Source organism: Sphingobium sp. Ant17 (assembly GCF_000588875.1).
Lineage (GTDB): Bacteria > Pseudomonadota > Alphaproteobacteria > Sphingomonadales > Sphingomonadaceae > Sphingobium.
Genome location: NZ_JEMV01000071.1, coordinates 1 through 21,683 on the forward strand (window position 1 = coordinate 1; position 21,683 = coordinate 21,683).

Consider the following 21,683-nt stretch of genomic DNA (forward strand, 5'->3'; position numbering starts at 1 on the left):
GGCCTGACCCGCTTTCGAAATACGTCCAAGGCGCTCCTTTCCGCCCGAGGAGAATTGTCGCGGGACAAGACCGAGCCAGGCCGCGAAGTCCCGCCCGCATCGGAAGCTCTCCATTGATGGRGCGAAGGCCTCGACCGCTAAGGCTGTTAAAGGGCCAACTCCCGGAATCGTCTGTAGCCGCTTGGCCGCGTCAGTTTCAGCCGCCAGCGCTTTGATCTTCTTTGTCCGTATATTGATACGCTCAGTTTTCTCAGCGATCTGTGCCAATAGATCTCGGCATTCCTCCCGCATCAAAACGGGGCAAATCGCTGTTAAGCTCATCAAGAATGTCCGCAATCCTGCAGAGCTGATTTATGCCTTGGGGGACAACATGACCATATTCATAGAGCGCCGCCCTTACGGCATTGACCAGTTCCGTGCGTTGATGAACCAGCCGTTCTCTTCCGCGAAAATAGAAATCGCCCTGCTTTGCTGCTCTTCCGACTTTGGATCAACAAAACCGCATCTCTGGTCGTTGAGCCGCAATTACGATCGCTTCAGCGTCAGCGGCATCATTTTTTCTGTCGCTTCACGAACGGCTTAACATAGTGTGGTGCGATAAGTTTGACCTCGTGGCCAAGCCGGATCATTTCCCGGGCCCAATAATGCGCACTGCCACATGCTTCCATCACGATCACCGCCGACGGTTGCGCTGCCATAAATGCGGCGAAGGCTGAACGCGGAAGCTTTTTCCGAAACTTGGGTTCGCCTGTCATTGACGCTGCATGAAGCTGAAACACGGACTTTGCCAAGTCCACGCCGATCATTGTATCTTTTGACACGATTGCCGTCCTTTCCGCTCAGTGGTCCTAATTCCACTATCCTGGCACATCTCAGTGCCGTCTGGGGAGGGCGGCAACCACCCCATCTCGTTTCGATCCGCGCACCGGGCGGGTGGCAAGCGGCTACACGATCCTCCAGCCGCGGGTCGAGATCGCACCCGAGACCAGCGGACGATCGCTGTTCACGCGTTATTTCGGCGGCGACACCGCGATCGACATCTATTCACGCGCCGTGTCCGACGTTTACCAGGACCTGTTCGGCTCAGGCATCTTTGTCGGTAAAGGCATCTATGAAGTCGCCGCCTTCGAGCGCAGCGTCGAAGGGCGAATTCCCGAGAACAACCTGCTCAGCCATGACCTGTTCGAGGGACTTCATGGTCGCGCGGCGCTCGCCAGCGACATCATCGTCTATGAGGGCTTTCCTTCCGGCTATCTCGATTATCGCCGGCGCTGGCACCGCTGGGTGCGCGGCGATTGGCAGCTGTTGCCCTGGCTGCTTCCGCTGGTCCCCGGCCGTGCCGGAACGCGCCTCCACAACCGTCTCACCTGGTTCGACCGGCTCAAGATCTTCGACAACCTTCGCCGCAGCCTCGTACCGCCCAGCCTTGTCGCCCTGTTGCTTGGCGGATGGTTTATCCTGGGCGGCAATCCCTGGATATGGACATCGCTCGCCATCGTCGCGCCGGCAGCCTATCTGTTCACCGACGTCGTCACCGGTCTCGCGCGCGGCCGCCGGCGCGGCGTTCTTCAGGGTGTCCTGCGACGGCTGGGCGATGAACTTGGACGATGGGCGCTGTCGATCGCCTTCCTGATCAGCGATGCCGCCATCGCGCTCAATGCGATACTGATCACGCTCTGGCGGCTAGGCACCGGGCGTGGACTGCTGGAGTGGACGTCGGCCGCGCATACGACAGCGCATTTTGCCGCGCTCGATCCGCGGCGGGCGGCCTGGCGCGAGATGTGGGTGTCGCCTGCATTCGCGCTTGCAGTCGGCTCGGGGCTGGTGCTGGCACATGCCACGGCCCTCCTGCCCGCCGCGCCGCTACTGATGCTGTGGGTGCTGGCGCCTGAAATCGCATACCGGATAAGCCGTCCGCGCCGCTCCTCGGTCGAGACGCTGGGCGCCGAGGACCGACTGTTCCTGCGCAGCATCGCACGGCGGACATGGCTGTTCTTCGAAACCTTCGTGAGGCCGGAGGACAACTGGCTGCCGCCCGACAATTACCAGGAGCCGCCCGAGGAGGAGATCGCCCATCGGACGTCGCCGACCAATGTCGGCATGATGCTGCTCTCCACGCTGACGGCATGGAAGCTGGGGCATATCGGCGTGACCGATCTCGAGATGCGACTGCGTAATGCGCTGGACGCGCTCGACCGGCTCGATCGCTACCGGGGACATATGCTCAACTGGTATGATACCCGTACATTGCAGCCGCTCGAGCCGCGCTACGTCTCCACGGTCGACAGCGGCAATCTGGCCGTCAGTCTTGTCGTCGTGAACGAGGCGTGCCGCGATGCTGTTCGAGCCCCCGTGCTTTCCCCTGCATTATGGTCCGGTCTCGACGACACCCTCGATCTGCTTGCCGGCGCGCTTGCGGCCGATCGCGCCGACCCGGATCATGCCTGTCGTACTCTTGTTGCGGCGATGCGGGACGCCGCAACTGCGGCGCGGGACGACAGCGCCTGCTGGGGCGACCGGCTGGACGCGCTCTGCGATCGGCACTGCCCCGAGCTGCAGGAAAGGATCCGCAAAGGCATCGCCAATGCGGGGACACTCCCGACGAACGTGATCCGCGATGTTCAGCTGTGGCTCGAGCGGGTCGATCATCATCTGCGCAGCATGCGCCGCGACGTGCAGATGTTCCTCCCGTGGCTGCCGTTGTTGACGCGCCCGCCCGCCGATTGCGCCGACATCGCCGCCCGGATCGGCCCCATGCTCGCGGGCGAGCGCATGCCTGCCGAAGTCAAGGCGCGTGCGAGGAGGCAAGCGCGCTGCTGGACGCATTCGGCGGCTCCCTCGATCCTTCCGAAGCAAGGAGCTGGGCGGAAGAGCTCGGTTCGGCTCTCGCCCGCGCTGCGGATGCCCACAAGACCATGCGCGACCAGCTGGATGGCATCGCCCGGCGAGCGGGCGCCTGGGCCCATGGCATGGATTTCGCCTTGCTGTTCGATATGAGCAGCCGGCTGTTCCATATCGGCTACAATGTCACCGCCGACCGCATCGATCAGCACCATTATGACCTGCTGGCGAGCGAGGCGAGGCTCGCGAGCTTCTTTGCCATCGCCAAGGGCGATGTGCCTCCCGAGCATTGGTTCTTCCTCGGTCGCCCGATCACGAAGAAGGCCTCGGGCCTGTCGCTGGTCTCGTGGAACGGCTCGATGTTCGAATATCTCATGCCGAACCTGTTCCTGCGCAGCGATCCCGCAACACTTCTCGGCCAGAGCGACCGGACCGCCGTCGATCTTCAGCAGGCCTATGGGATCAGGCATGGCATCCCCTGGGGCATATCCGAATCCTCCTTCGCCTCGATGGGTTCCGATCGCGTGTATCGCTACCATGCGTTCGGCGTCCCGGGGCTGGGCCTGCGCCGTGGGCTTGCGCGCGATCTGGTGGTCGCCCCCTATGCGACTGTGCTCGCACTCGCCGCGCGAACGGTCTTGGCAGTCCATAACCTTCGTGATCTCGCGGGGCTGGGCATGCTCGGGCGATACGGCTTCTACGAGGCCATCGACTTCACACCCGAGCGGGTGCCGGAGGGAGAGCGCTTCGCCGTTGTCCGATCCTATATGGCGCACCATCACGGGATGAGCATGGCCGCTCTCGGCAATGCGCTGTGCGGCGATATGTTCGTCCGCTGGTTCCACGGCGATCCCCATATCCGCACGATCGACCTGCTCCTCAACGAGCGCATCCCCTGGGAACTGCCGCCCGAGATTTCGCGCATCGAACTCCGCGAGCTGCAACCGGTCGCCGAAGGCGCGATCCCCCGTCTCCAGCCTTGGAACCCTGGCTCCATCGGCGGTTCCACAATGCTGCATGCGATCGGCAATGGCCGTCTGACCAGTCGACTGGCGGCGAATGGGGGAGGGGGGCTCTACTGGCAGCGTTATGCGCTCACCCGCCCCGATCGGATCCCTGGCGACGCCGGGCTCTGGATCTATGTCCGCGATCGGGAAACCGGCGCGCTCTGGTCGGCGACGCCGGAGCCGGTGCGCGCGCCAGCGACCGAGGCGCGCATACTCTTTCAGGCGCACCAGGTCGAATATCATCGTCGGGATCACGACATCGCTTTGACCATGCTGTCGGCATCCCGCACGGGGACGATCTGGAGATCCGCCGGGTCACCGTCGTCAACGAGAGCGACCGGCCGCGAACACTCGACTTCACGAGCTATGCCGAGGTCATGCTCGCGCCGCCGCTCGACGCGCGCGCCACCCGGCGTTCAGCAAGCTCTTCGTCGGCAGCGAGCTGCTTCCGGGTGCGAACGGCCTGCTGTTCACGCGCCGACCACGCGATGCGGGCGACCGCCCGCCCGTACTGCTTCACCGGGTGATCGCCGACGACAAGGGTTTCACGCCGCGGGGCGTCGAAACCGACCGCGCGGCCTTCTTGGCGCGCCACGGTAATCAGGCGGACCCCGCCGCGATGCAATCCGATGAACTGGGCGGCACGACCGGCTGGACCCTCGATCCGATCCTGGCGATGCGCGCCGAGCTGGAGCTTCCGCCGCACGGGAGACGCGAACTCGCCTTCGTCACGATCGTAGCGGGCTCACGGGAATCCGCTCTGGAGATCGCTGAGCGCTATGCGACTTTGACGGCACTCGAATGGGCCATGAATGACGCCGTGGCGGATGCGGCGCGTGAGATGCATCAACTCGGACTTGGCCCCGACCGCGTGCGGGACGCGCAGATGTTGCTGTCCGCGTTGCTCCAGCCCGTTCAGTCATCTCCCGGCATGCAGAATGCGCTTGTCGCCGACCATCATGGCAGAGGCGATCTCTGGGCGCTTGGAATATCGGGCGATCATCCCATTCTGCTGGTGCGCGCAGGCGACGGCCAGCGAACCGCCCTGCTACGGTTTCTCGCGGCAGCCCAGCAGCTGTGGCGGAGGCGGGGCATCGCGATCGATCTCGTGATGATGCACGAAGGGGCAGCGGGCTATCTTGAGCCGGTGCGCGAGCGGTTGATCGAGCTCCTCCGCGAGGCGGGCGTGCAGGAGCAGCTCGGGCAAAATGGCGGAATCCACCTCGTGGGGATCGGGCACGGCGACACCGATCGCGCCCAATTTCTGGAACGCGCCGCGCGGATCGTGCTCGACGAAGCGGCGGGTGCGCTCGGCGACCAACTCGCGCGCGCCGAATTTCCCCAGCTTCGGAGCCCGCGCTTCGAGCCGGTCGGCAGCACCGGGGCGTCGCCAAGCGCCGGTTTGGGCTTGCTCCCGCTCAAGGAGCTGGCGTTCGACAATGGTCGCGGCGGGTTCACGCCGGAAGGCGAGACCTATGTGATCCACCTCGCGCCGGGTGAGACCACCCCCGCGCCCTGGTCGAACGTCCTCGCCAATGACGGCTTTGGCACCATCGTCACCGAGGCCGGTCTCGGTTTCACCTGGGCGATCAACAGCGGCGAAAACCGTCTGACCCCATGGAGCAACGATCCCGTTCGGGATCCGCAGACCGAGATCCTGTATCTGCGTGACGAGGAAAACGCGCATCTGTGGACCCCGACGCCGCAGCCCGCCGGGGCCGGAACCGCCTGCCGCATCCGACATGGCGCGGGCTATACGAGCTGGGAGAGCAGCAGCGAAGGCCTCGAACAGGAACTTCAGGTGTTCGTCCCCGTCGACGATCCGGTCAAGATCGTCCGGCTACGGCTTCGCAACCTGTTGCCCCATGCCCGCCGGCTCACGGCGACCTATTATGCCGAATGGCTGCTGGGCGCGGTTCACGGCGAACCGGCCCCGCTGCGGACCGCGCATTATGATGCCGAAGTCCATGCACTGATGGCGAACAACCCGTGGAACGAAGAATTCGGAGAGCGGACGGCTTTCCTTTCAAGCAGCCGGCCGCCGCACAGCCTGACGACATCGCGACGGGACTTCATGGGACGCGAGGGCAATCCACGCCGGCCCGAAGCGCTGCTGAACTGGGATCTGGGCGGTCGCCAGCAGTCAGTCGGCGCGGATTGCTGCAGTGCCTTGCAGGTCCATCTGGATATCGCCGCCGGGCAAACCGCCGAGGTCGTATTCGTACTGGGGCAGGGAGATGACCGTGCCCACGCCCGAACGCTGGCGCTGCGGTGGCAGGACATCGCTGAGGTAGAGCGTGCCTTCCAGCAATGCCAGGATGATTGGGACAGGCGTCTGGGCGCCGTCAAGGTGACGACGCCGGATCCCGCGTTCGACATGCTCGTCAACAGATGGCTCCCCTATCAGACAATCAGTGCGCGCCTGCGGGCCCGTGCAGGCTTCTATCAGGCCGGTGGCGCCTTCGGCTATCGCGACCAGCTTCAGGACGTGCTCGCCTTGCTGCATGCCGATCCCGATCTGGCGCGGCGGCACATTCTCGCGGCCGCAGCACACCAGTTCGAGGAGGGCGACGTCCTCCACTGGTGGCATCCGCCGCTGGATCGGGGTGTCCGGACGCATTGCTCGGACGATCTGCTCTGGCTGCCTTATGTCACTGCCGCCTATGTGGAGGCCACGGGCGACGTCGGCATTCTCGCGGAAGAGGTACCGTTCCTGCGCGGTCCTCTGCTGGCCGGGGACGAGGCCGACCGCTACGCGCGATTTGATATCACTGACGAACGCAGATCGCTGTTCGAGCATTGCGAGCGCGCGCTCCAATGCGGTCACCGGCTCGGGGCCCATGGGCTGCCGCTGATGGGCACCGGCGACTGGAATGACGGCATGAACCGCGTGGGCGAGCAGGGGCGGGGCGAAAGCGTCTGGCTGGCATGGTTCCTGATCGCCACGATCGATGGGTTCGTTGGCCTTTGCGGCCGGCTGCAGCGCAGTGATCTGGCTGAACACTGGAAACCCCGCGCGACGGCGCTCGCCAAGGCGGCCGAGCAATCCGCCTGGGATGGCGAATGGTATTTGCGGGCTTTCGACGACGACGGCCGGGCCTGGGGTTCGGCTGGGGACAGCGAGTGCCGGATCGACTCGATCGCTCAATCCTGGGCAGTGCTGTCGGGCGCCGGCAGTCCAGAGCGAACAGCGCGCGCCATGGCCGCAGCCCAGCAGCATCTGGTACGCGACGACGACCGACTGGTCCGGCTTCTCTCTCCCCCCTTCGACGCGACGCCACGCGATCCCGGCTATATCAAGGCCTATCCACCCGGCATCCGGGAAAATGGCGGCCAATATACGCATGCCGCCGTCTGGCTCGGCATCGCCCTTGCCCGGCTTGGCGATGCCGAGGGCGCGATGCGGATATTCGATCGCATCAACCCCATCAACCAGACGCGCTCGAGCGAAGACGTCGCGCGCTATCGAACCGAGCCCTATGTGCTGGCCGCGGACGTTGCCGGGACGCCGCCGCATGTCGGCCGCGGCGGCTGGAGCTGGTATACGGGCGCGGCCGGCTGGACATGGCGACTGGCCGTCGAGGAAATATTGGGGTTGCGGCTGGTGGAAGGCCGGCTGCATCTTGCGCCTTGCCTGCCGGCGGCATGGCGATCCTTCGAGGCAACGATCACCAGGGCGGCGGGCAGCCTGCATGTCCGGGTCGACAACCCCGAAGGGCTTGCCTCGGGCGACGCGCGCATCACGGTCGATGGCGCCGAATCGCCAGGGATGGCATCCCGTTTCCGTCTGGAGGCGAGACGCGTGAAGTTCGGTGTCTTCTGGCTCGCCGCATTGCTTTGGCATCCTGATTCCGCAGGACTGCAACGTCGCAATTGTCGGTTAAATCTTCTGAATATTGTCATGTAGGCGGGAGGGATATTTGGGCGGCCGCAGTCGCCATCGACCCGATTCCGACCGGCGGAAGTCCTTTGGCTCCGCCATGGCGCCCAACCCCTGGATGTGGCGCTGTTGCGCAGGAGGACACTCGATGGTGCATGCGCACGGACACCATAATCATGGTGGGCCGGCGGCAAACCAACTGCTCGCAAAGGATCGAGTCCGCGGCATGAGGGTCGAGCCGGAACGACCGTCGATCAAGTCGACCATGCGGGCAATAGCTCGTACTTCTGCAGCGTCTGATGCCGCCGCAGGTGCCGGGCAAAGTCGTTCCTGTCGCCGTGATGTTTGGGGAGGGGATTTTCAGTCAATCCAGCGCAGTTGCGGCGCGTGGCGCGGGACTGGCGCGATCGGCGCCGTTGGATAACCGATAATGATCGGGGCAACCGGCACGAAATCGTCGGAAACGCCAAGAGCTCGCTTGCCGTCCGCCGTTTCGAGCCATCGCTGGGCGAAGCCGATCCAGCAGGATCCCAGTCCCTGTCCATGCGCCGCCAGCATCAGGTTCTCCGCCGCCAGCGTGGCGTTTTCGATAGCCCATCCTCCGGCGCGTGCCGAGACGGTGATGAGGACCGGTGCATGGTAGAAGATGTGGAAATCCGGACTTCCGAGAGTCTCGTGGAGATGTTCCGGAAAGGATCCGCTCGGCATCGTCTCAATCATATGGGCTTTGGCCGCCGCGGAAATCCGATCGAGCAGCGATGTATTCTGGATAATGGTGAAGTCCCACGGCTGTTCGTTGACGGCGCTCGGGGCTTGAACGGCGGCATCGACCAGGCTCTTCAGCACCTCTTTCGGGACAGGAGCCGCCGTGTAGGCACGTGTCGCGCGGCGTCCGTAGATCGCTTCGGTCAGGTCCATGAGATGCACTCCGCAATAGATTGAAATCCTGGTTCGTCCGATGCCGCGGGCGCGGGTGGGCAATCGTGCGCTGCCGCCTTTCGGTCGGTCCAGAGTCGATCGGAAATGCGAAAGCTCCAATCCGTATAAGAACGGAGTGTCCAAGGCCCCCGAGGGACTAAACTGGCTGCAGGATTCTCCCTTTTGAACGGCTGCCGGATGGATGTGATCGATATGGCGGTAAGGCTGACAGCGAGGAATACGGCACTCTGCCGTGGCCCTTCGGGACCGCCACATGCGCCGGAACGGCATCCTGCCTCCACGCGAGATGTGACGTGACGGAGCTGAATACAGCGATCGATCAGGCTGCGTCGCCTGGAATCCCGGCTGGGAACGCCGGTCTGGTCATTCAAACCTCTGAACTGTCCAAATCCTTCGACGGCCGGGTGGTGGTGGACCGGGTGGATCTGCAAATCCACAGCAGGTCTCCATGTCCTGCATCTGCTCGGCGTCGCCGCCCTGATCATCCTGGGCTCGGGCCTGTTCTCGACATTCTCGCTGATCATCGCCTGCATCGTGCGGACTCGCGAGCGATTCATGGGGATCGGGCAGGTGCTGACCATGCCGATCTTCTTCGCCAGCAACGCCATCTATCCGATCGAGATCATGCCGGGATGGCTCAGGGCGATCTCGCTGGCCAATCCGCTCACCTATGAGGTGGATGCCCTGCGCGCGCTCATGCTGACGGGCGAGGCGAGCAAGTTCGGCGTGGCCACCGATCGCATCGTGCTCGTCGTGATCTCTGGCCTTCTCGTCGTTGTCGCCACGCGCATGTATCCTCGTATGACGATGTTGGCGTTGCAAGGGTCGACGGCGTCGTCGTGCCGGGGCTGGCGCCAGGCATATGGGAGGTGCTGGCGATTTCGGCGGAAAGCCCAGCCGTTGTGCGACACCGCGCAGCATCGACAGGACGGCAACGAGGGAGAAACAGCAATGCCTGCAATCGCCGCCAACAATCGCGAACCAATGCGGCCATTCCCGTTGCCGGAAGTTTACCAGCTGCTTGAGCCTGGACCGGTTGTCCTGCTGACGACGGCGCATCAAGACCGAAGCAATGTGATGACCATGTCATGGCATATGATGGTCGAGTTCACGCCGCCGTTGCTGGCCTGTATCGTCAGCAGTGCTGACCTCAGCTTCACAGCACTGCGCGCGACAAGGGAGTGCGTGATCGCCGTCCCGGCCGGGGATCTCGCGCCCAAGGTCGTGGAGATCGGCAACTGCTCTGGCCGCGACGTCGACAAGTTCGCCACGATCGGATTGACGCAGCTTCCCGCCGCGCTGGTGGCGCCGCCACTGGTAGCGGAATGCTTTGCCAATCTCGAATGCAGGGTCGTCGAGACACGCCTGGTCAACAAATATAATCTGTTCATTCTGGAAGTCGTCGCGGCCTGGAGCAATCCGGCCCAGAATGATCCGCGGACGATCCACCATCGCGGCTATGGCAGGTTCGTCGTGGGAGACGATCGTGCTGCCGTCGAGGATGCCCTGATCGTCCACCTTGAAGCACAAGCGAAGGATTTGGGGTCAGCGCATCATCCGCGTGCGGGGGATGCTCCCAATGTCGAGAGGGGCTAAATGCTTGCACACAATTAGGGATCCTGACGCATCGCCCATGAGGAATGCCCGCGCAGAGTAGGCGGGTTCAATCTCTTGCATCCACTTTGGTCCACCGTGTTTCACCCGCGGGAGCGTCTCGCGCGCGGCCTATGTTTCCGGATCGGGACAGATCACCGCAGCACCGATCAATCGACCCTCGCGCAGCCGTCGCAATGCCTCGTTCGCGCGCTCCAGTGGAAAAGATTCGGTCACCGTCCTGATCCCCGCCCTTTCCACCATCTCGAAAAAGGAGATGCCATCCTCGCGCGTCAGATTGGCGACGGAGAGGATCGCGCGCTCACCCCACAAATCGGCGTAGGGGAAAGCAGGGATGTCACTCATGTGAATGCCCGCGCAGACAACGCGGCCGCCCTTGCGTACGACCTTTAGCGCGGCCGGAACCAGTGCTCCTACCGGCGCAAAGATCAGTGCGGCGTCGAGCGGAACGGGAGGGGCCGCCTCGGACGATCCGGCCCAGATGCAGCCGAGCGACCGCGCGAACGCCTGTCCGTCCTCGTCGCCGGCCTTGGTGAAGGCATAGACCTCGCGCCCTTGCCATGTCGCGACCTGGGCGAGGATGTGCGCAGCCGCGCCAAAACCGCACAGCCCGATCCTCTGCCCGTCGCCGGCGAGACGCAGCGCGCGCCAGCCGATCAGACCGGCGCACAATAGCGGCGCAGCCTCCACGTCAGTGAAGCGATCCGGCAGCGGGAAGCAATAGCGTGCGTCCGCGACGACATGGCTGGCATAGCCCCCATCGCGGGTACAGCCGGTAAACTCCGGCTGATCGCAGAGATTCTCGTGACCGCTCCTGCAAAAGCTACAGACGCCGCAGGTGTGGCCGAGCCAGGGGACACCGACACGTTGGCCGATCGCGAAACCTGCCGTTCTCGCGCCCATGGCAATCACGCGTCCGACAATTTCGTGGCCCGGGATGATCGGATAATGGGCCGGGATTTCCCCGTCGAGCACATGGAGGTCGGTGCGGCAGACGCCACAGGCCACCACCTTGATCAGGAGCTGCGCCGGACCGGCAACGGGCAGCGGCCGCGTGACCATGCGCAACGGCTTGCCTGGTCCGTCGAGTTGCATGGCATGCATTTGGCCCATGTCACGATCCTATCATTGGCGGTGCGATCAGTTTCGCACGACTCGCCGGACATCGCGCTAGGTAGACTTACGCAATGCGATGAAGGTCTCCTCGCGGCACATGAAGCTGGCTGGGAGACCGGTACGCTGAAGGATATTCTGACGATCATCGAGAGCGGAGATCGGCCCGCTTCGGCTTGGTCGGCGTAACGCAGCGTGGTAAGTGTCACGATCAACTCTCTGGTGGCCATAGGCCATCACGCATCCTCGGTGGTCCTCGGTATTCATACGTAAAGCCTGACCGCCCTCGCTCGGATAGGGAATCGTTCCGGGAGGGCGCTATCATGGCTCCGGGCGATACGGACACGCATCACAAAAACGGACAGACGCCGCGCCGCGCGAATATTGTCCTGGTCGGCTTCCTGCTGGTCGCGGGCTTCTATCTGTTCACTGAGCATCGCGCCCATCTGTTCGGGATTCTTCCGTTCCTGCTCCTGCTGCTTTGCCCGTTGATGCATCTGTTCATGCACGGCAGGCACGGGCATGGCAACGCGAAGGGCCACAGCGACCCGGCGGTCATCGCACCTCCCGCAACCGGCTCGAAGCGGGCCCCGGACGACGGGGGAGTGTCATGACCCACAGCGACATGCCCACCTACGGCCTGTGGGGGCTCGCGGCCATCAACGCCGCGATCTTCATCCTCTTCGCGTTCAGCTTCTTCAAGCCCCAGACGCCACGCGACTGGCGCAGCTTCAGCGCGTTCAGCGCCTTTCTGGTTGCCCTCTTCGCCGAAATGTATGGCTTCCCGCTGACCATCTATGTCCTGTCAGGCTGGCTCCAGTCGCGCTTTCCCGGTGTCGACTGGTTCTCGCATGACGCCGGGCACCTGCTCGAGATGACGTTCGGCTGGAAGGTCAATCCGCACTTCGGGCCGTTCCATCTGGCGAGCTTCGTGCTGATCGGCGGCGGATTCATGCTGATATCGGTGGCGTGGAAGGCGCTGCACACGGCCCAGCGGGAGCACAAGCTGGCGACTACGGGCATCTATGCCCGCATGCGGCACCCGCAATATGTCGGCTTTATCCTGGTGATGTTCGGCTTCCTGCTCCAGTGGCCAACCCTGCTTACGCTCGCCATGTTCCCCGTGCTGGTCGTGATGTATGTTCGCCTTGCCCGACACGAGGAGCGGGATGCGCTTCGCGAATTCGGTGACGACTATCGCCGTTACATGGCGCGTGTCCCTAGGTTCCTTCCCCGCTTCGGTCGTTCGCCCGGCCACGCCAAGTAGCGGGGAAATGTCGAGTATCCGCACCGTGCGTGGAGAGATCAGCCATGGCCGATGAAGATCCGAAACGAAAGCGACTGGGACGGCTTGACGTCACCTATTTCATCGCCATGGCCTTCGCGGTCCTAATCATCCGCGATCTCTGGGTTGCCCAGAGCCATATGAAGACGATTCCGTACAGCGAATTTCGAGGGCTCGTCGAGCAGAATACGGTGACCGATCTCGTGATCGGCCCGACCATCATCACCGGAACCTACAAGGCGGCGGGCGCGAAAGGGCAGGAACAGCATTTCTCCACGGTCCGCGTCGACGCCGACCTCGCGAGCGAGCTGCAGCGCCGCGGGATCAAATATGGTGGCGAGCCGCCTCCTGGCCTCCTGCAGGGCATCCTCTCCTGGATATTGCCGACCGCGTTGTTCGTGCTGGCGTGGATGTTCGTGCTGCGGCCGATGGCGTCGGGCGCCCAGGGCGGGCTCATGGGTATCGGGCGCAGCAAGGCGAAAATCTACTCCGAACCGAGCGTGAAGGTCACCTTCGCAGATGTGGCGGGCGTCGATGAGGCCAAGGCCGAGCTTTCGGAGATCATCGGTTTTCTTCGCGATCCCATCGCCTATGGCCGCCTCGGCGCGCGCATTCCAAAGGGCGTGTTGCTGGTAGGCCCTCCTGGCACCGGCAAGACGCTGCTGGCGCGCGCGGTCGCGGGCGAGGCGGGAGTCCCGTTCTTCTCGATCACCGGTTCCGAATTCGTCGAGATGTTCGTCGGCGTCGGCGCCGCGCGGGTCCGCGACCTGTTCGCCGAGGCGCGCAAGCAGGCGCCGGCGATCCTGTTCATCGACGAGCTCGACGCGCTCGGCCGCGCGCGCGGCATCGACATGGCCGGCGGCGGCATGATGAGAAAGAGCAGACGCTCAACCAGCTCCTCGCCGAAATGGACGGCTTCGATCCCGGCGCCGGGATCATCGTGCTTGCCGCTACCAATCGCCCGGAAATTCTCGATCCCGCTTTGCTCCGCGCGGGCCGCTTCGACCGGCAGGTGCTGGTCGATCGCCCCGATCGCAAGGGACGCGCCGACATCCTGCGGGTGCATATGGCCAAAGTCCAGGTCGCGCCCGAGCTCGACGTGGCGGCCATTGCCGGGCTCACGCCCGGCTTTACCGGTGCCGATCTTGCCAATCTCGTCAATGAAGCGGCCCTCGTGGCCACTCGTCGCGGCGGCGAGGCGACCACGCTCGACGACTTCACCCAGGCCTTCGAGCGGATCGTAGCGGGGCTAGAGAAGAAGAGCCGGGTGCTGAGCCCGCATGAACGCGAGATCGTCGCCTATCACGAAATGGGCCATGCGCTTGTCGCGATGCATTTGCCGGGCACCGATCCGGTCCGGAAAGTCTCGATCATCCCGCGCGGGATCGCCGGTCTGGGCTATACCCTTCAAAGCCCGACCGAGGACCGCTTCCTGATCAGCCAGAGCGAGCTGATGAGCCGGATGGCGGCCCTGCTCGGGGGCCGGGCGGCCGAAGACCTGATTTTCGCCGATGTCTCCACCGGCGCCAGCGACGATCTGCAGCGCGCGACCGATATCGCCCGCAACATGGTCGTCCGCTACGGCATGACGACCGAGCTCGGTCAGGTCGTCTACGAGCCCGAGACTGGGAGCTTCCTGGTCGGGCAGATGCCCGTCTGGCGGCCCAAAAACTATGGCGACGGCACGGCGGAAGCGATCGACGGTGCGGTGAAGGCGCTGGTCGACCAGGCTTTCAGGACGGCGCGCGACACGCTGGAGCAGCATCGCACGCTGCTCGAGACCTCCGCCAAGGAACTGCTGGCCAGGGAAACGCTCGGACCCGACGAGTTGCGGCCGATTGCGCAGAGGCTGAAGCGCGGCCCAACCCATCCCCAGCTTATCGTGGACGGCACGGCCTTGGAGGACGCGGCTTTAGCTGCCCGACTGGGGGAATGACCGTCGCCGCTTCCGTCCCCCTCAATCAGGAATGCGTCTGCATCACGCTCGATCGCGGCGCTTTGAGCGATGCGCTGACGCGGGAAACCGGCGATCCGGCCTTCTCCGCGTCGCTTGTCGAGACGCGACCACATCTGTTTTCCGACGTTGCGGTCTTCATCAGCGCGGCGCAGCTCGAGGCTATGCAGTGCATCGTCGCGGCGATCGAAACGGTCGTGCGCCATCCCGCCTATCGCGCCGCCGTGCTCGACTGGGCGCCGGCGAGCGCGCAGCGCGACTTCGGACGCGCGGGATGTTCATGGGTTATGATTTTCACATGGGATCCGATGGACCTGCCTTGATCGAGATCAACACCAATGCCGGCGGCGCCATGCTCAACGCCGTGCTGGCGCGCGCGCAGCAGTCCTGCTGTGTCCCGGCGACCTCCGATCACCACGTCGGTAATTTCGATGGTGCCGTCGCCCATATGGTAAGGGCGGAATGGGTCAATCAGCGTGGTAGCGGTTGTCCCGCTGCCGTCGCGATCGTCGACGACGATCCCGCGGGCCAGTTTCTCTACCCGGAATTCCTGCTCGCACAGCGCCTGCTGGAACGGCACGGATATCACGTGGTCATCGCCGACCCCTCGGAACTCGAATATCGTTCTGGAAACTTGCGCCATGACGGCGGCCAGATCGATCTCGTCTACAACCGGCTTGTCGATTTCTCCCTCGACGCCGCCGGGCATTCGGCTTTGCGCCAAGCCTATCTGGATGGGGCGGTGGTCGTGACCCCCAATCCGCACATCCACGCCATGTTCGCCGACAAGCGCAACCTGACATTGCTCTCCGATCCAGCCCTGCTGCGTCGCTGGGGAATCGAGCAGGATCTCATTGACATGCTCGCCCAGGGGGTGCCGGCCACCGAGCGCGTCACGCCGGCCGTCGCCGAGCGGCTATGGACAGATCGGAAGCGCCAATTCTTCAAGCCCGCAAGCGGTTATGGCAGCAAGGCGACTTACCGGGGCGACAAGCTGACGAAATCGGTATGGGCCGAAATACTGCGCGGCGACTATGTGGCGCAGGACTTTGTGCGGCCGAGCGAGCGGCTTGTTCGGCTCGATGGCGAGTTGCGGAACCGCAAGATCGATATCCGACTCTACACATATGACGGCGAAGTGTTGTTGGCGGCAGCACGACTCTACCAAGGGCAGACCACCAATATGCATACGGCGGGAGGCGGGTTCGCGCCGGTTTTGTCGATACCCGGGAACAACTTTCGGGGGCGTGCGCAATGTGCACCACCGGAAAGGATTGAGGCACAACCCGTCTTTTGTTCCGGCTGACACGCAATGGTGGCCTGTGCAGTTACGTAACCGCGCGTACTGTCCGGCCTGGGTTACGTCGCTAATGGTTGACCTCGCACTGACCTCGAGGCGGCGTTGCATGCACCACGTCGATTTGTCTCCCCCACCTACTGGACGCTCTTGCAGGGATGAGGGGGCGTTCAAGCATCGCGCGGAGAATGTTCTGTGGACCAGTTGACTTCCGACATGTCCTTGATGCCTGTCGCAGCATTCCCACCCGCGGCAGCGCCAGGGCCAACGAGTGAAGCGGATTCCCCCTCGGTAAGCGTCCTTGGTCAGATCCTTGCCTATCAGCGCGACGCCTGGGAGCGCTCGATCCTCTTCTGCGATGTGCTGCGTCAGCGCGCAAACAATATGCTCGAGCATGAGCGGCTCGGTCTGCCGCCGCTCCTGAAGTTCACGTTCGAGACGATGCTCGATGCCCGCAGGTTCGATCAACCCGCGAACTACGCGTTGCTGCGCATCACCGAGATCGACGACGCGTGCGCCGATGACTGCATCGATCGGGACAAGCCGCCGGTCGTCATTCTCGATCCCCGTGCCGGGCACGGGCCCGGCATCGGCGGGTTCAAGCGCGAGTCCGAAATCGGCATGGCCCTGAAAGAGGGCCATCCGGTCTATTTCGTGACCTTCTTTCCCGAACCCTGCGAGGGGCAGACCTTGGCGGACGTGCTGCACGCGCTCCGGCGGTTCGTCGAGGCGGTCAGCGGCCGTCATCCGGGCAAGCCGCCGGTACTCTACGGCAATTGCCAGGCCGGCTGGGCCGTGACACTGCTCTCGGCCGACTGCGAGGGGACCGTCGGCCCGGCCGTCCTCAACGGTTCGCCGCTTTCCTATTGGTCGGGCGAGTCCGGCATCAATCCGATGCGCCTGATGGGGGGCCTGCTAGGCGGCGCGTGGCTCGCCGAATTCACCGCAGACATCGGTGATCGCCGCTTCGATGGCGCGTGGCTCGCCATGAACTTCGAAAATCTCAATCCGGGCAATGCGCTCTGGGACAAGTACACCGCGCTCTATGCCGACGTCGACACCGAGGCGGCGCGCTTCCTCGATTTCGAGCGCTGGTGGAATGGCTTCTATAGCCTGAGCCATGACGAGATCGCCGCCATCGTCGAGAATCTCTTCATTGGCAACCAGATCGAAAGAGGCGTGTTCCAGATCTGTGGCGGCTGCACCGCCGATCTCCGGCGTATCCGCAATCCGCTGGTCATTTTCGCGTCCTATGGCGACAACATCACGCCGCCCCACCAGGCGCTGGGCTGGATTCCGGCGGTCTATGCCAGCACCGCCGAACTCAAGGCGGCCGGCCAGCGCATCGTCTATCTCACTAACCCGCATGTCGGTCATCTGGGCATATTCGTTTCAGCCGGGGTCGCGAAGCTCGAACATCGCGCCATCCTTGAAAGCCTCGATGAGATCACCGCGCTCGAACCCGGCCTCTACGAGATGAAGATCGACAATCCGGCCGGCGAGGCCGATTGCCACAGGCCGCAGTTCGGCGTGCGGTTCGAGCCCCGGCTGGTGGAGGAACTGCACTTCCCGAAGTCCGCGAACGCATTCGAGAAGGTTCGCGAGATTTCCGAAATCAATCTCGGCCTCTATCGCACCGTGCTGGCGCCATGGATCCAGGCATCCGCCAACCCCTGGTCAGCCACGATGCTCAAATGGCTGCATCCTATGCGGACCAGCCGCTATCTGCTCTCGGAGGAGTTCGCCCCCTGGATGCGGTTCTTCGCCACATTGGCGCCGGAGATCAGTGCGAACCGACACCCTGCGCCCGCCGACAATCCTTTTCTGAAACGGGAACAGCGCTTGATCGGCGATGTGTCCGACGCCTTCAAGATCTATCGCAGCCGGCGTGATCTCGCGGCCGAGGATATGTTCGCGGGGATATATGGTCCAGCATAGGCTTGGAGAGGCGTGCGCTACCGATGGCGCTGGCTACAGACCGGGCGGCAGCAGGCCGATCGGTACATCGGATGTGTCGTAGCCTGCGACCACTGTAGCGGCCTGTCCGGTTGAAAGCTAGGGAAGGAAGAAGATGATGAAACCATATCCCATGATCGTCGATCATTCATTGATGCCGGCGTTGCGCTTGCCGCTGCCGAGACGCCCGTTCGTGCTGCCGAGATCGGACAGAGCAGATCTATGGACGGTGACCGGGATGTCCATCTGACCCTCAATCGCGGCGCTCATCAGTTCTGAGTGCGCGCGTCAAACTAGCTGAGCGGATCCCCCCCGTGCGGGCTCCTGCCAGAAGCCCGCACGATGTGCACAACCGCCAAAACGATGAACGGCGCCTCAGAACCAGAAGCGAATGCCGGCGACGAAACTGGTCGACGATGGATCCTCGCCATCAAGTCTGGCAAAGCGGGCGGTATCGCCCACCCTTCGCTCATATGAAACGCCGACATAGGGTGCGAACTCCCGCGCTATCTCATAGCGCAAGCGCAACCCGAGCTCGACATTCGAGACCCCCGAACCGATCCGGTGATGCGGGACATCCTGTGCGGAGACGTTCACCTCCACGCGAGGCTGCAGCACCATTTTCTGGGTTATACGCTGGTCGTAATAGGCATCCAGCCGACCGTGCAGGTCACCCTCGTTCGACAGGAACAAGGCAGTTTCCACCTCGAACCAGCCAGGAGCAAGGCCTTCCAGGCCAATCGTCGCATAGGGGTGGGAAGGCCGGGGTTGGATATCGTAACGGACACCTGTTTGGAGGTTCCAGTAGGGATCGATCGCGCGACTATAGAGAGCCTGAACTTCGGCGGTATCGACACCTCCCTTGAAGCTGCCTTCGCCCTCGGTCTTGATCGTCAAGCGGTGGATATCGCCCCCATACCAGGCCTCGCCATCCCACCGATAGCCATTCTGTCCTTTGCGCGCCTGATATTCGAAGACGTTCATGATGACCTGCGAGAAGCGCCCGCCACCATGCTCTCCGAATTCCCTCGCGCGCGCCTCAGCCATCTCGCGCGGGTCATGGACCGAATCCGCGGCCCAATCCTGCGCAGGGGCAGGAGCAGGCGCGATACCCGCAGGAAGCGAGGTGCCGCCGGTGCCGTGGGAGTCCATCGACGACATGTCGTGATCTCCGGGCATGGCTTCTCCAACCGGCCTTCCCGACATGTCATGTCCCATAGCGTGATGGTCCATCAGCGGCTCGGGCACCTCTTCGGCCCTGGGCAATGCATCTGCCCGAGGGCTTGCGACGGGCATGCCATGGCCCTCATGGGTCGCCGGTTGACGGGCGGTCGCGGGAGCAGGCTTCTTTTTCGCAGGAGCGGGTTTGGGAACAGCCTTTGGCTTGGGCTTGAGCTCTGCCGGCATCGCCATGCCGGGCATGCTGTGCTGCGAATGGTCCATGGTCTGGGCCCCGGCAGCGGAGCACAGCGCAAGGCTCGATGATGCCATGAAGGCGAACATCAGCTTCATGCACCGTCTCCCGAACGCGGACGTACCGAGACGAGCTGCATCATGCCAGCGTGCATGTGATACAAAAGATGGCAGTGGAACGCCCAGTCTCCCAAAGCGTCAGTGGTGACATCGAAGGTTACCTTGCTTCCCGGAAGGACATTCACGGTATGCTTTCGGGGCGCGAATTCACCATGTCCCGTAACGAGTTCGAAGAAGTGCCCGTGCAGGTGAATGGGGTGCGCCATCATGGTGTCGTTCACGAGCGTGACACGCACGCGCTCATCCTTCAGAAACGGGATGGGCCTCTCGATTTCGTTGAACTTCACGCCATCGAACGCCCACATATAGCGTTCCATATTGCCGGTAAGATGCAGTTCCAGAGATCTGTCCGGCGCGCGGACATCGGGATTGCGTTTGACCGCCATGAGATCGCGATAGGTGAGGACTTTCCCGTCCACCCCCTCCAGTCCCTGGCCTGGCTCACCTGTCCGATCCGTCGCATCGGCGAAATCGTCTGCACCGTAGGGGTCTTTTTCACGCCCTGCGCATTGCTGAAGTCACGCATCGAATGGCTCATGGCGGCGCTACTCGCGCCTTGATCCGTCGCCCCCTGGCCGGCCGAACCGGACATATCCATGCCGGGCATCGGCGGGGAATCTGCCGCTGAGGATGCCGCATGCGCTGCGTGTTCCACGCCATCGGTGGGAGGCGTCTGGTTCATGGAAGACATGTCATGACCCATGGCTCCATGGTCCATGCCCTGCATGTCGCCCATGCCCATGTCCTTCATGGTCGCCAGCGGCCGCTTTCTGAGCGGCGGCACTTGCGCGGCCATGCCTTCGCGCGGCGCCAGCGTCGCGCGCGCCATCCCCGACCGATCGACCGACTCCGCCACAAGCGTATAGGCGCGATCGTCTGTCGGTGAGACGATGACATCGTAGGTCTCGGCGACGGTGATCTGGAACTCGTCCACCGTGACGGGGCGGACGGGCAGGCCATCGGCTTGGACGACCGTCATCTTGAGGCCGGGAATGCGGACATTGAAGATCGTCATGGCAGACGCGTTGACGAAGCGCAGCCGGACGCGCTCGCCGGGCCTGAAAAGTGCGGTCCAGTTGTCGGCCGGGCCATGACCGTTGACCAGATAGCTGTATGCGGATCCGGTGACGTCTGAGATGTCGGTCGGGTCCATTCGCATGCCGCCCCAGTCCAGTCGTTCTTTGAGCGGCTGATCCTCGCCGGCCAGCAGACTGGCAAGTGTTTGCTTCTGATAGTTGAAGTATCCACCTTGCTGCTTGAGCTTGCGGAAAAGGATATGCGGATGAAGCTCGCTATGATCGGAAAGGACGATCACATGCTCCCGGTCCGATTGGATCGGATCCTGGCCGGCCGGATCGATGACGATCGGCCCATAATGGCCGAGCTGCTCCTGGAGGCCGGAATGGCTGTGATACCAGTAGGTTCCCGACTGAACGACGGGAAATTCATAGGTGAATGTCGACTTGGCCTTGATGCCCGGGAAGCTCACGCCGGGGACGCCGTCCATCTGAAAGGGCACGAGCAGGCCATGCCAATGGATCGAACTGGCTTCCTCCAGGTCGTTGGAGACCGATAACCGGACATTCTGGCCCTCGCGCAGGCGTATCAGCGGAGCTGGAACGGTGCCGTTGATGCCGATCGCATGGCTTTCCCGCCCGTCGATCGTCATCATCTGATGTGCGATTCTGAGCGAAATATCGCTTCCCGTTACGGTTGGAAGCGGGCGCGCCAGACCACCGGTACCCGATTGCGCCCAGGCGGGCAGCCATGGCGCGAGGGCGGCGGCACCGCCGGTCCATGCCGCGCCCTTGAGCAGCGATCGGCGATCTACGGAAAACATTCTTGTCAGGCCCTCTTAAATCGATTTGCACGCTATCCCATTACGCATCGCGAACGCCTGTCCCTCAAAGTCGCGACAATTTTTGTCGCGGATCGTGTCCCACAGCGTTCTCTAATCGCCACTGTCAACAGCTGACCTCTTTGCGGTTCGTCACGCGCGCTGGGCTCCAGGGTTCTCTCCGCGGTCGTCGCGCTGGACGCCGCATGTTAGCGTTCAAAGTAGGGTGAATCTAAGTGGTGTGCGCGGTCCGTGCCGCACTCGCGGGAACGATCTCACCCTCGCTAAGCGTCCCAGCGGGACGCGTTCTGTCGCGCTTGAGTTCAGCGTATTGCTTCGGATTTGGATCAGGCCATGGCCGCCTCCCGGAAGGTCGTGTTGGTACGCCACATTGCGTGCAATGTTACCGCCAGCTTCCTGGCCAGGG

General features: G+C 63.3%; 16 protein-coding genes and 4 pseudogenes. 13 read left to right on the plus strand and 7 right to left on the minus strand.

What is annotated here, in order from left to right; all coding sequences use genetic code 11:
* A partial coding sequence (locus tag BF95_RS28445) for a transposase (protein ID WP_327195496.1) occupies nt 1-321 on the minus strand: 321 nt, incomplete at its 3' end.
* A 49-nt stretch (nt 322-370) separates the two neighbouring features.
* Between BF95_RS28445 and BF95_RS28450 the strand changes: the two genes are divergently transcribed.
* The gene (locus BF95_RS28450; RefSeq protein WP_200867028.1) at nt 371-583 is read left to right on the plus strand and encodes a hypothetical protein; all 213 of its coding nucleotides are present in this window, start codon (nt 371-373) and stop codon (nt 581-583) included.
* On the opposite strand, the gene BF95_RS28455 is transcribed toward BF95_RS28450, so the two are convergent.
* Nucleotides 552-821, minus strand: a complete 270-nt coding sequence (locus BF95_RS28455; RefSeq protein WP_235209779.1) for a hypothetical protein — start codon at nt 819-821, stop codon at nt 552-554. The genes BF95_RS28450 and BF95_RS28455 overlap by 32 nt on opposite strands.
* Before the next feature lie 112 nt (nt 822-933).
* Here BF95_RS28455 and BF95_RS29745 point away from each other — a divergent pair, with 112 nt between their 5' ends.
* From BF95_RS29745 to BF95_RS31200, 3 genes and pseudogenes are all read left to right on the plus strand, one after another.
* Nucleotides 934-2,997 carry a glycosyltransferase family 2 protein gene (locus BF95_RS29745; RefSeq protein WP_043154123.1) on the plus strand — a complete coding sequence of 688 codons (2,064 nt, stop codon included), beginning with the start codon at nt 934-936 and terminating at the stop codon, nt 2,995-2,997.
* Nucleotides 2,994-4,521, plus strand: a pseudogene (locus BF95_RS31195) (glucoamylase family protein); the annotation flags it as partial. The gene BF95_RS29745 and the pseudogene BF95_RS31195, both read left to right, overlap by 4 nt.
* Before the next feature lie 3 nt (nt 4,522-4,524).
* Complete coding sequence (locus tag BF95_RS31200) at nt 4,525-7,755, plus strand: GH36-type glycosyl hydrolase domain-containing protein (protein WP_443018401.1); 3,231 nt, start codon at nt 4,525-4,527, stop codon at nt 7,753-7,755.
* 333 nt (nt 7,756-8,088) lie between these two features.
* Here the strand turns inward: BF95_RS31200 and BF95_RS21010 are convergent, their stop codons facing one another.
* Complete coding sequence (locus tag BF95_RS21010; RefSeq protein WP_043154125.1) at nt 8,089-8,646, minus strand: nitroreductase family protein; 558 nt, start codon at nt 8,644-8,646, stop codon at nt 8,089-8,091.
* 444 nt (nt 8,647-9,090) lie between these two features.
* Between BF95_RS21010 and BF95_RS28460 the strand changes: the two genes are divergently transcribed.
* Nucleotides 9,091-10,263: a flavin reductase gene (locus BF95_RS28460; RefSeq protein WP_268747194.1), complete on the plus strand. Its 1,173-nt coding sequence runs from the start codon at nt 9,091-9,093 to the stop codon at nt 10,261-10,263.
* Between the two features lie 129 nt (nt 10,264-10,392).
* Here BF95_RS28460 and BF95_RS21020 read toward each other — a convergent pair whose 3' ends face one another.
* Nucleotides 10,393-11,394: a zinc-dependent alcohol dehydrogenase family protein gene (locus tag BF95_RS21020; RefSeq protein WP_200867029.1), complete on the minus strand. Its 1,002-nt coding sequence runs from the start codon at nt 11,392-11,394 to the stop codon at nt 10,393-10,395.
* 323 nt (nt 11,395-11,717) lie between these two features.
* On the opposite strand from BF95_RS21020, the gene BF95_RS21025 reads away from it, so the two are divergent.
* The 8 genes and pseudogenes from BF95_RS21025 (at nt 11,718) to BF95_RS21045 (ending at nt 17,868) form a co-directional block, all read left to right on the plus strand.
* A complete protein-coding gene (locus BF95_RS21025; protein ID WP_081764250.1) occupies nt 11,718-12,008 on the plus strand; it encodes a DUF2933 domain-containing protein in 291 nt (96 codons plus the stop codon).
* The gene (locus BF95_RS21030) at nt 12,005-12,661 is read left to right on the plus strand and encodes a methyltransferase family protein (RefSeq protein WP_043154127.1); all 657 of its coding nucleotides are present in this window, start codon (nt 12,005-12,007) and stop codon (nt 12,659-12,661) included. Before BF95_RS21025 ends, BF95_RS21030 begins: the two co-directional genes overlap by 4 nt.
* 107 nt (nt 12,662-12,768) lie before the next feature.
* Nucleotides 12,769-13,461: pseudogene (locus tag BF95_RS30790) on the plus strand (ATP-dependent metallopeptidase FtsH/Yme1/Tma family protein); the annotation flags it as partial.
* 125 nt (nt 13,462-13,586) lie between these two features.
* Nucleotides 13,587-13,841: pseudogene (locus tag BF95_RS30440) on the plus strand (AAA family ATPase); the annotation flags it as partial.
* Nucleotides 13,842-13,853: 12 nt separating this feature from the next.
* The gene (locus tag BF95_RS29765) at nt 13,854-14,615 is read left to right on the plus strand and encodes a hypothetical protein (RefSeq protein ID WP_235209919.1); all 762 of its coding nucleotides are present in this window, start codon (nt 13,854-13,856) and stop codon (nt 14,613-14,615) included.
* Nucleotides 14,612-14,956, plus strand: coding sequence for a hypothetical protein (locus BF95_RS28465; protein WP_200867030.1), 345 nt, complete (start codon nt 14,612-14,614; stop codon nt 14,954-14,956). The genes BF95_RS29765 and BF95_RS28465 overlap by 4 nt, the downstream gene beginning before the upstream one ends.
* On the plus strand, nt 14,953-15,939 hold the full coding sequence (locus BF95_RS21040) for a hypothetical protein (RefSeq protein ID WP_200867031.1): 987 nt from the start codon (nt 14,953-14,955) through the stop codon (nt 15,937-15,939). Before BF95_RS28465 ends, BF95_RS21040 begins: the two co-directional genes overlap by 4 nt.
* A gap of 186 nt (nt 15,940-16,125) precedes the next feature.
* Nucleotides 16,126-17,868: a DUF3141 domain-containing protein gene (locus tag BF95_RS21045; protein WP_043154129.1), complete on the plus strand. Its 1,743-nt coding sequence runs from the start codon at nt 16,126-16,128 to the stop codon at nt 17,866-17,868.
* A gap of 162 nt (nt 17,869-18,030) precedes the next feature.
* Here BF95_RS21045 and BF95_RS30445 read toward each other — a convergent pair whose 3' ends face one another.
* From BF95_RS30445 to BF95_RS21055, 3 genes and pseudogenes are all read right to left on the minus strand, one after another.
* Nucleotides 18,031-18,156, minus strand: a complete 126-nt coding sequence (locus BF95_RS30445) for a hypothetical protein (protein WP_268747193.1) — start codon at nt 18,154-18,156, stop codon at nt 18,031-18,033.
* A gap of 105 nt (nt 18,157-18,261) precedes the next feature.
* The gene (locus BF95_RS21050) at nt 18,262-19,398 is read right to left on the minus strand and encodes a copper resistance protein B (RefSeq protein WP_235209915.1); all 1,137 of its coding nucleotides are present in this window, start codon (nt 19,396-19,398) and stop codon (nt 18,262-18,264) included.
* Nucleotides 19,395-21,259 (minus strand): annotated as a pseudogene (locus BF95_RS21055) (copper resistance system multicopper oxidase). Before BF95_RS21055 ends, BF95_RS21050 begins: the two are co-directional and overlap by 4 nt.
* Between the last annotated feature and the right edge of the window lie 424 nt (nt 21,260-21,683).

What these genes read in the sequence shown, in the direction of transcription:
- BF95_RS30445 (WP_268747193.1), bottom strand. Translation starts at nt 18,156, where the DNA reads ATGAGCGCCGCGATTGAGGGTCAGATGGACATCCCGGTCACCGTCCAT.
- BF95_RS21025 (WP_081764250.1), top strand. Translation starts at nt 11,718, where the DNA reads ATGGCTCCGGGCGATACGGACACGCATCACAAAAACGGACAGACGCCG.
- BF95_RS28450 (WP_200867028.1), top strand. Translation starts at nt 371, where the DNA reads ATGACCATATTCATAGAGCGCCGCCCTTACGGCATTGACCAGTTCCGT.
- BF95_RS21020 (WP_200867029.1), bottom strand. Translation starts at nt 11,394, where the DNA reads ATGGGCCAAATGCATGCCATGCAACTCGACGGACCAGGCAAGCCGTTG.
- BF95_RS21010 (WP_043154125.1), bottom strand. Translation starts at nt 8,646, where the DNA reads ATGGACCTGACCGAAGCGATCTACGGACGCCGCGCGACACGTGCCTAC.
- BF95_RS31200 (WP_443018401.1), top strand. Translation starts at nt 4,525, where the DNA reads ATGCGCGCCGAGCTGGAGCTTCCGCCGCACGGGAGACGCGAACTCGCC.
- BF95_RS28465 (WP_200867030.1), top strand. Translation starts at nt 14,612, where the DNA reads ATGACCGTCGCCGCTTCCGTCCCCCTCAATCAGGAATGCGTCTGCATC.
- BF95_RS21030 (WP_043154127.1), top strand. Translation starts at nt 12,005, where the DNA reads ATGACCCACAGCGACATGCCCACCTACGGCCTGTGGGGGCTCGCGGCC.
- BF95_RS21050 (WP_235209915.1), bottom strand. Translation starts at nt 19,398, where the DNA reads ATGAAGCTGATGTTCGCCTTCATGGCATCATCGAGCCTTGCGCTGTGC.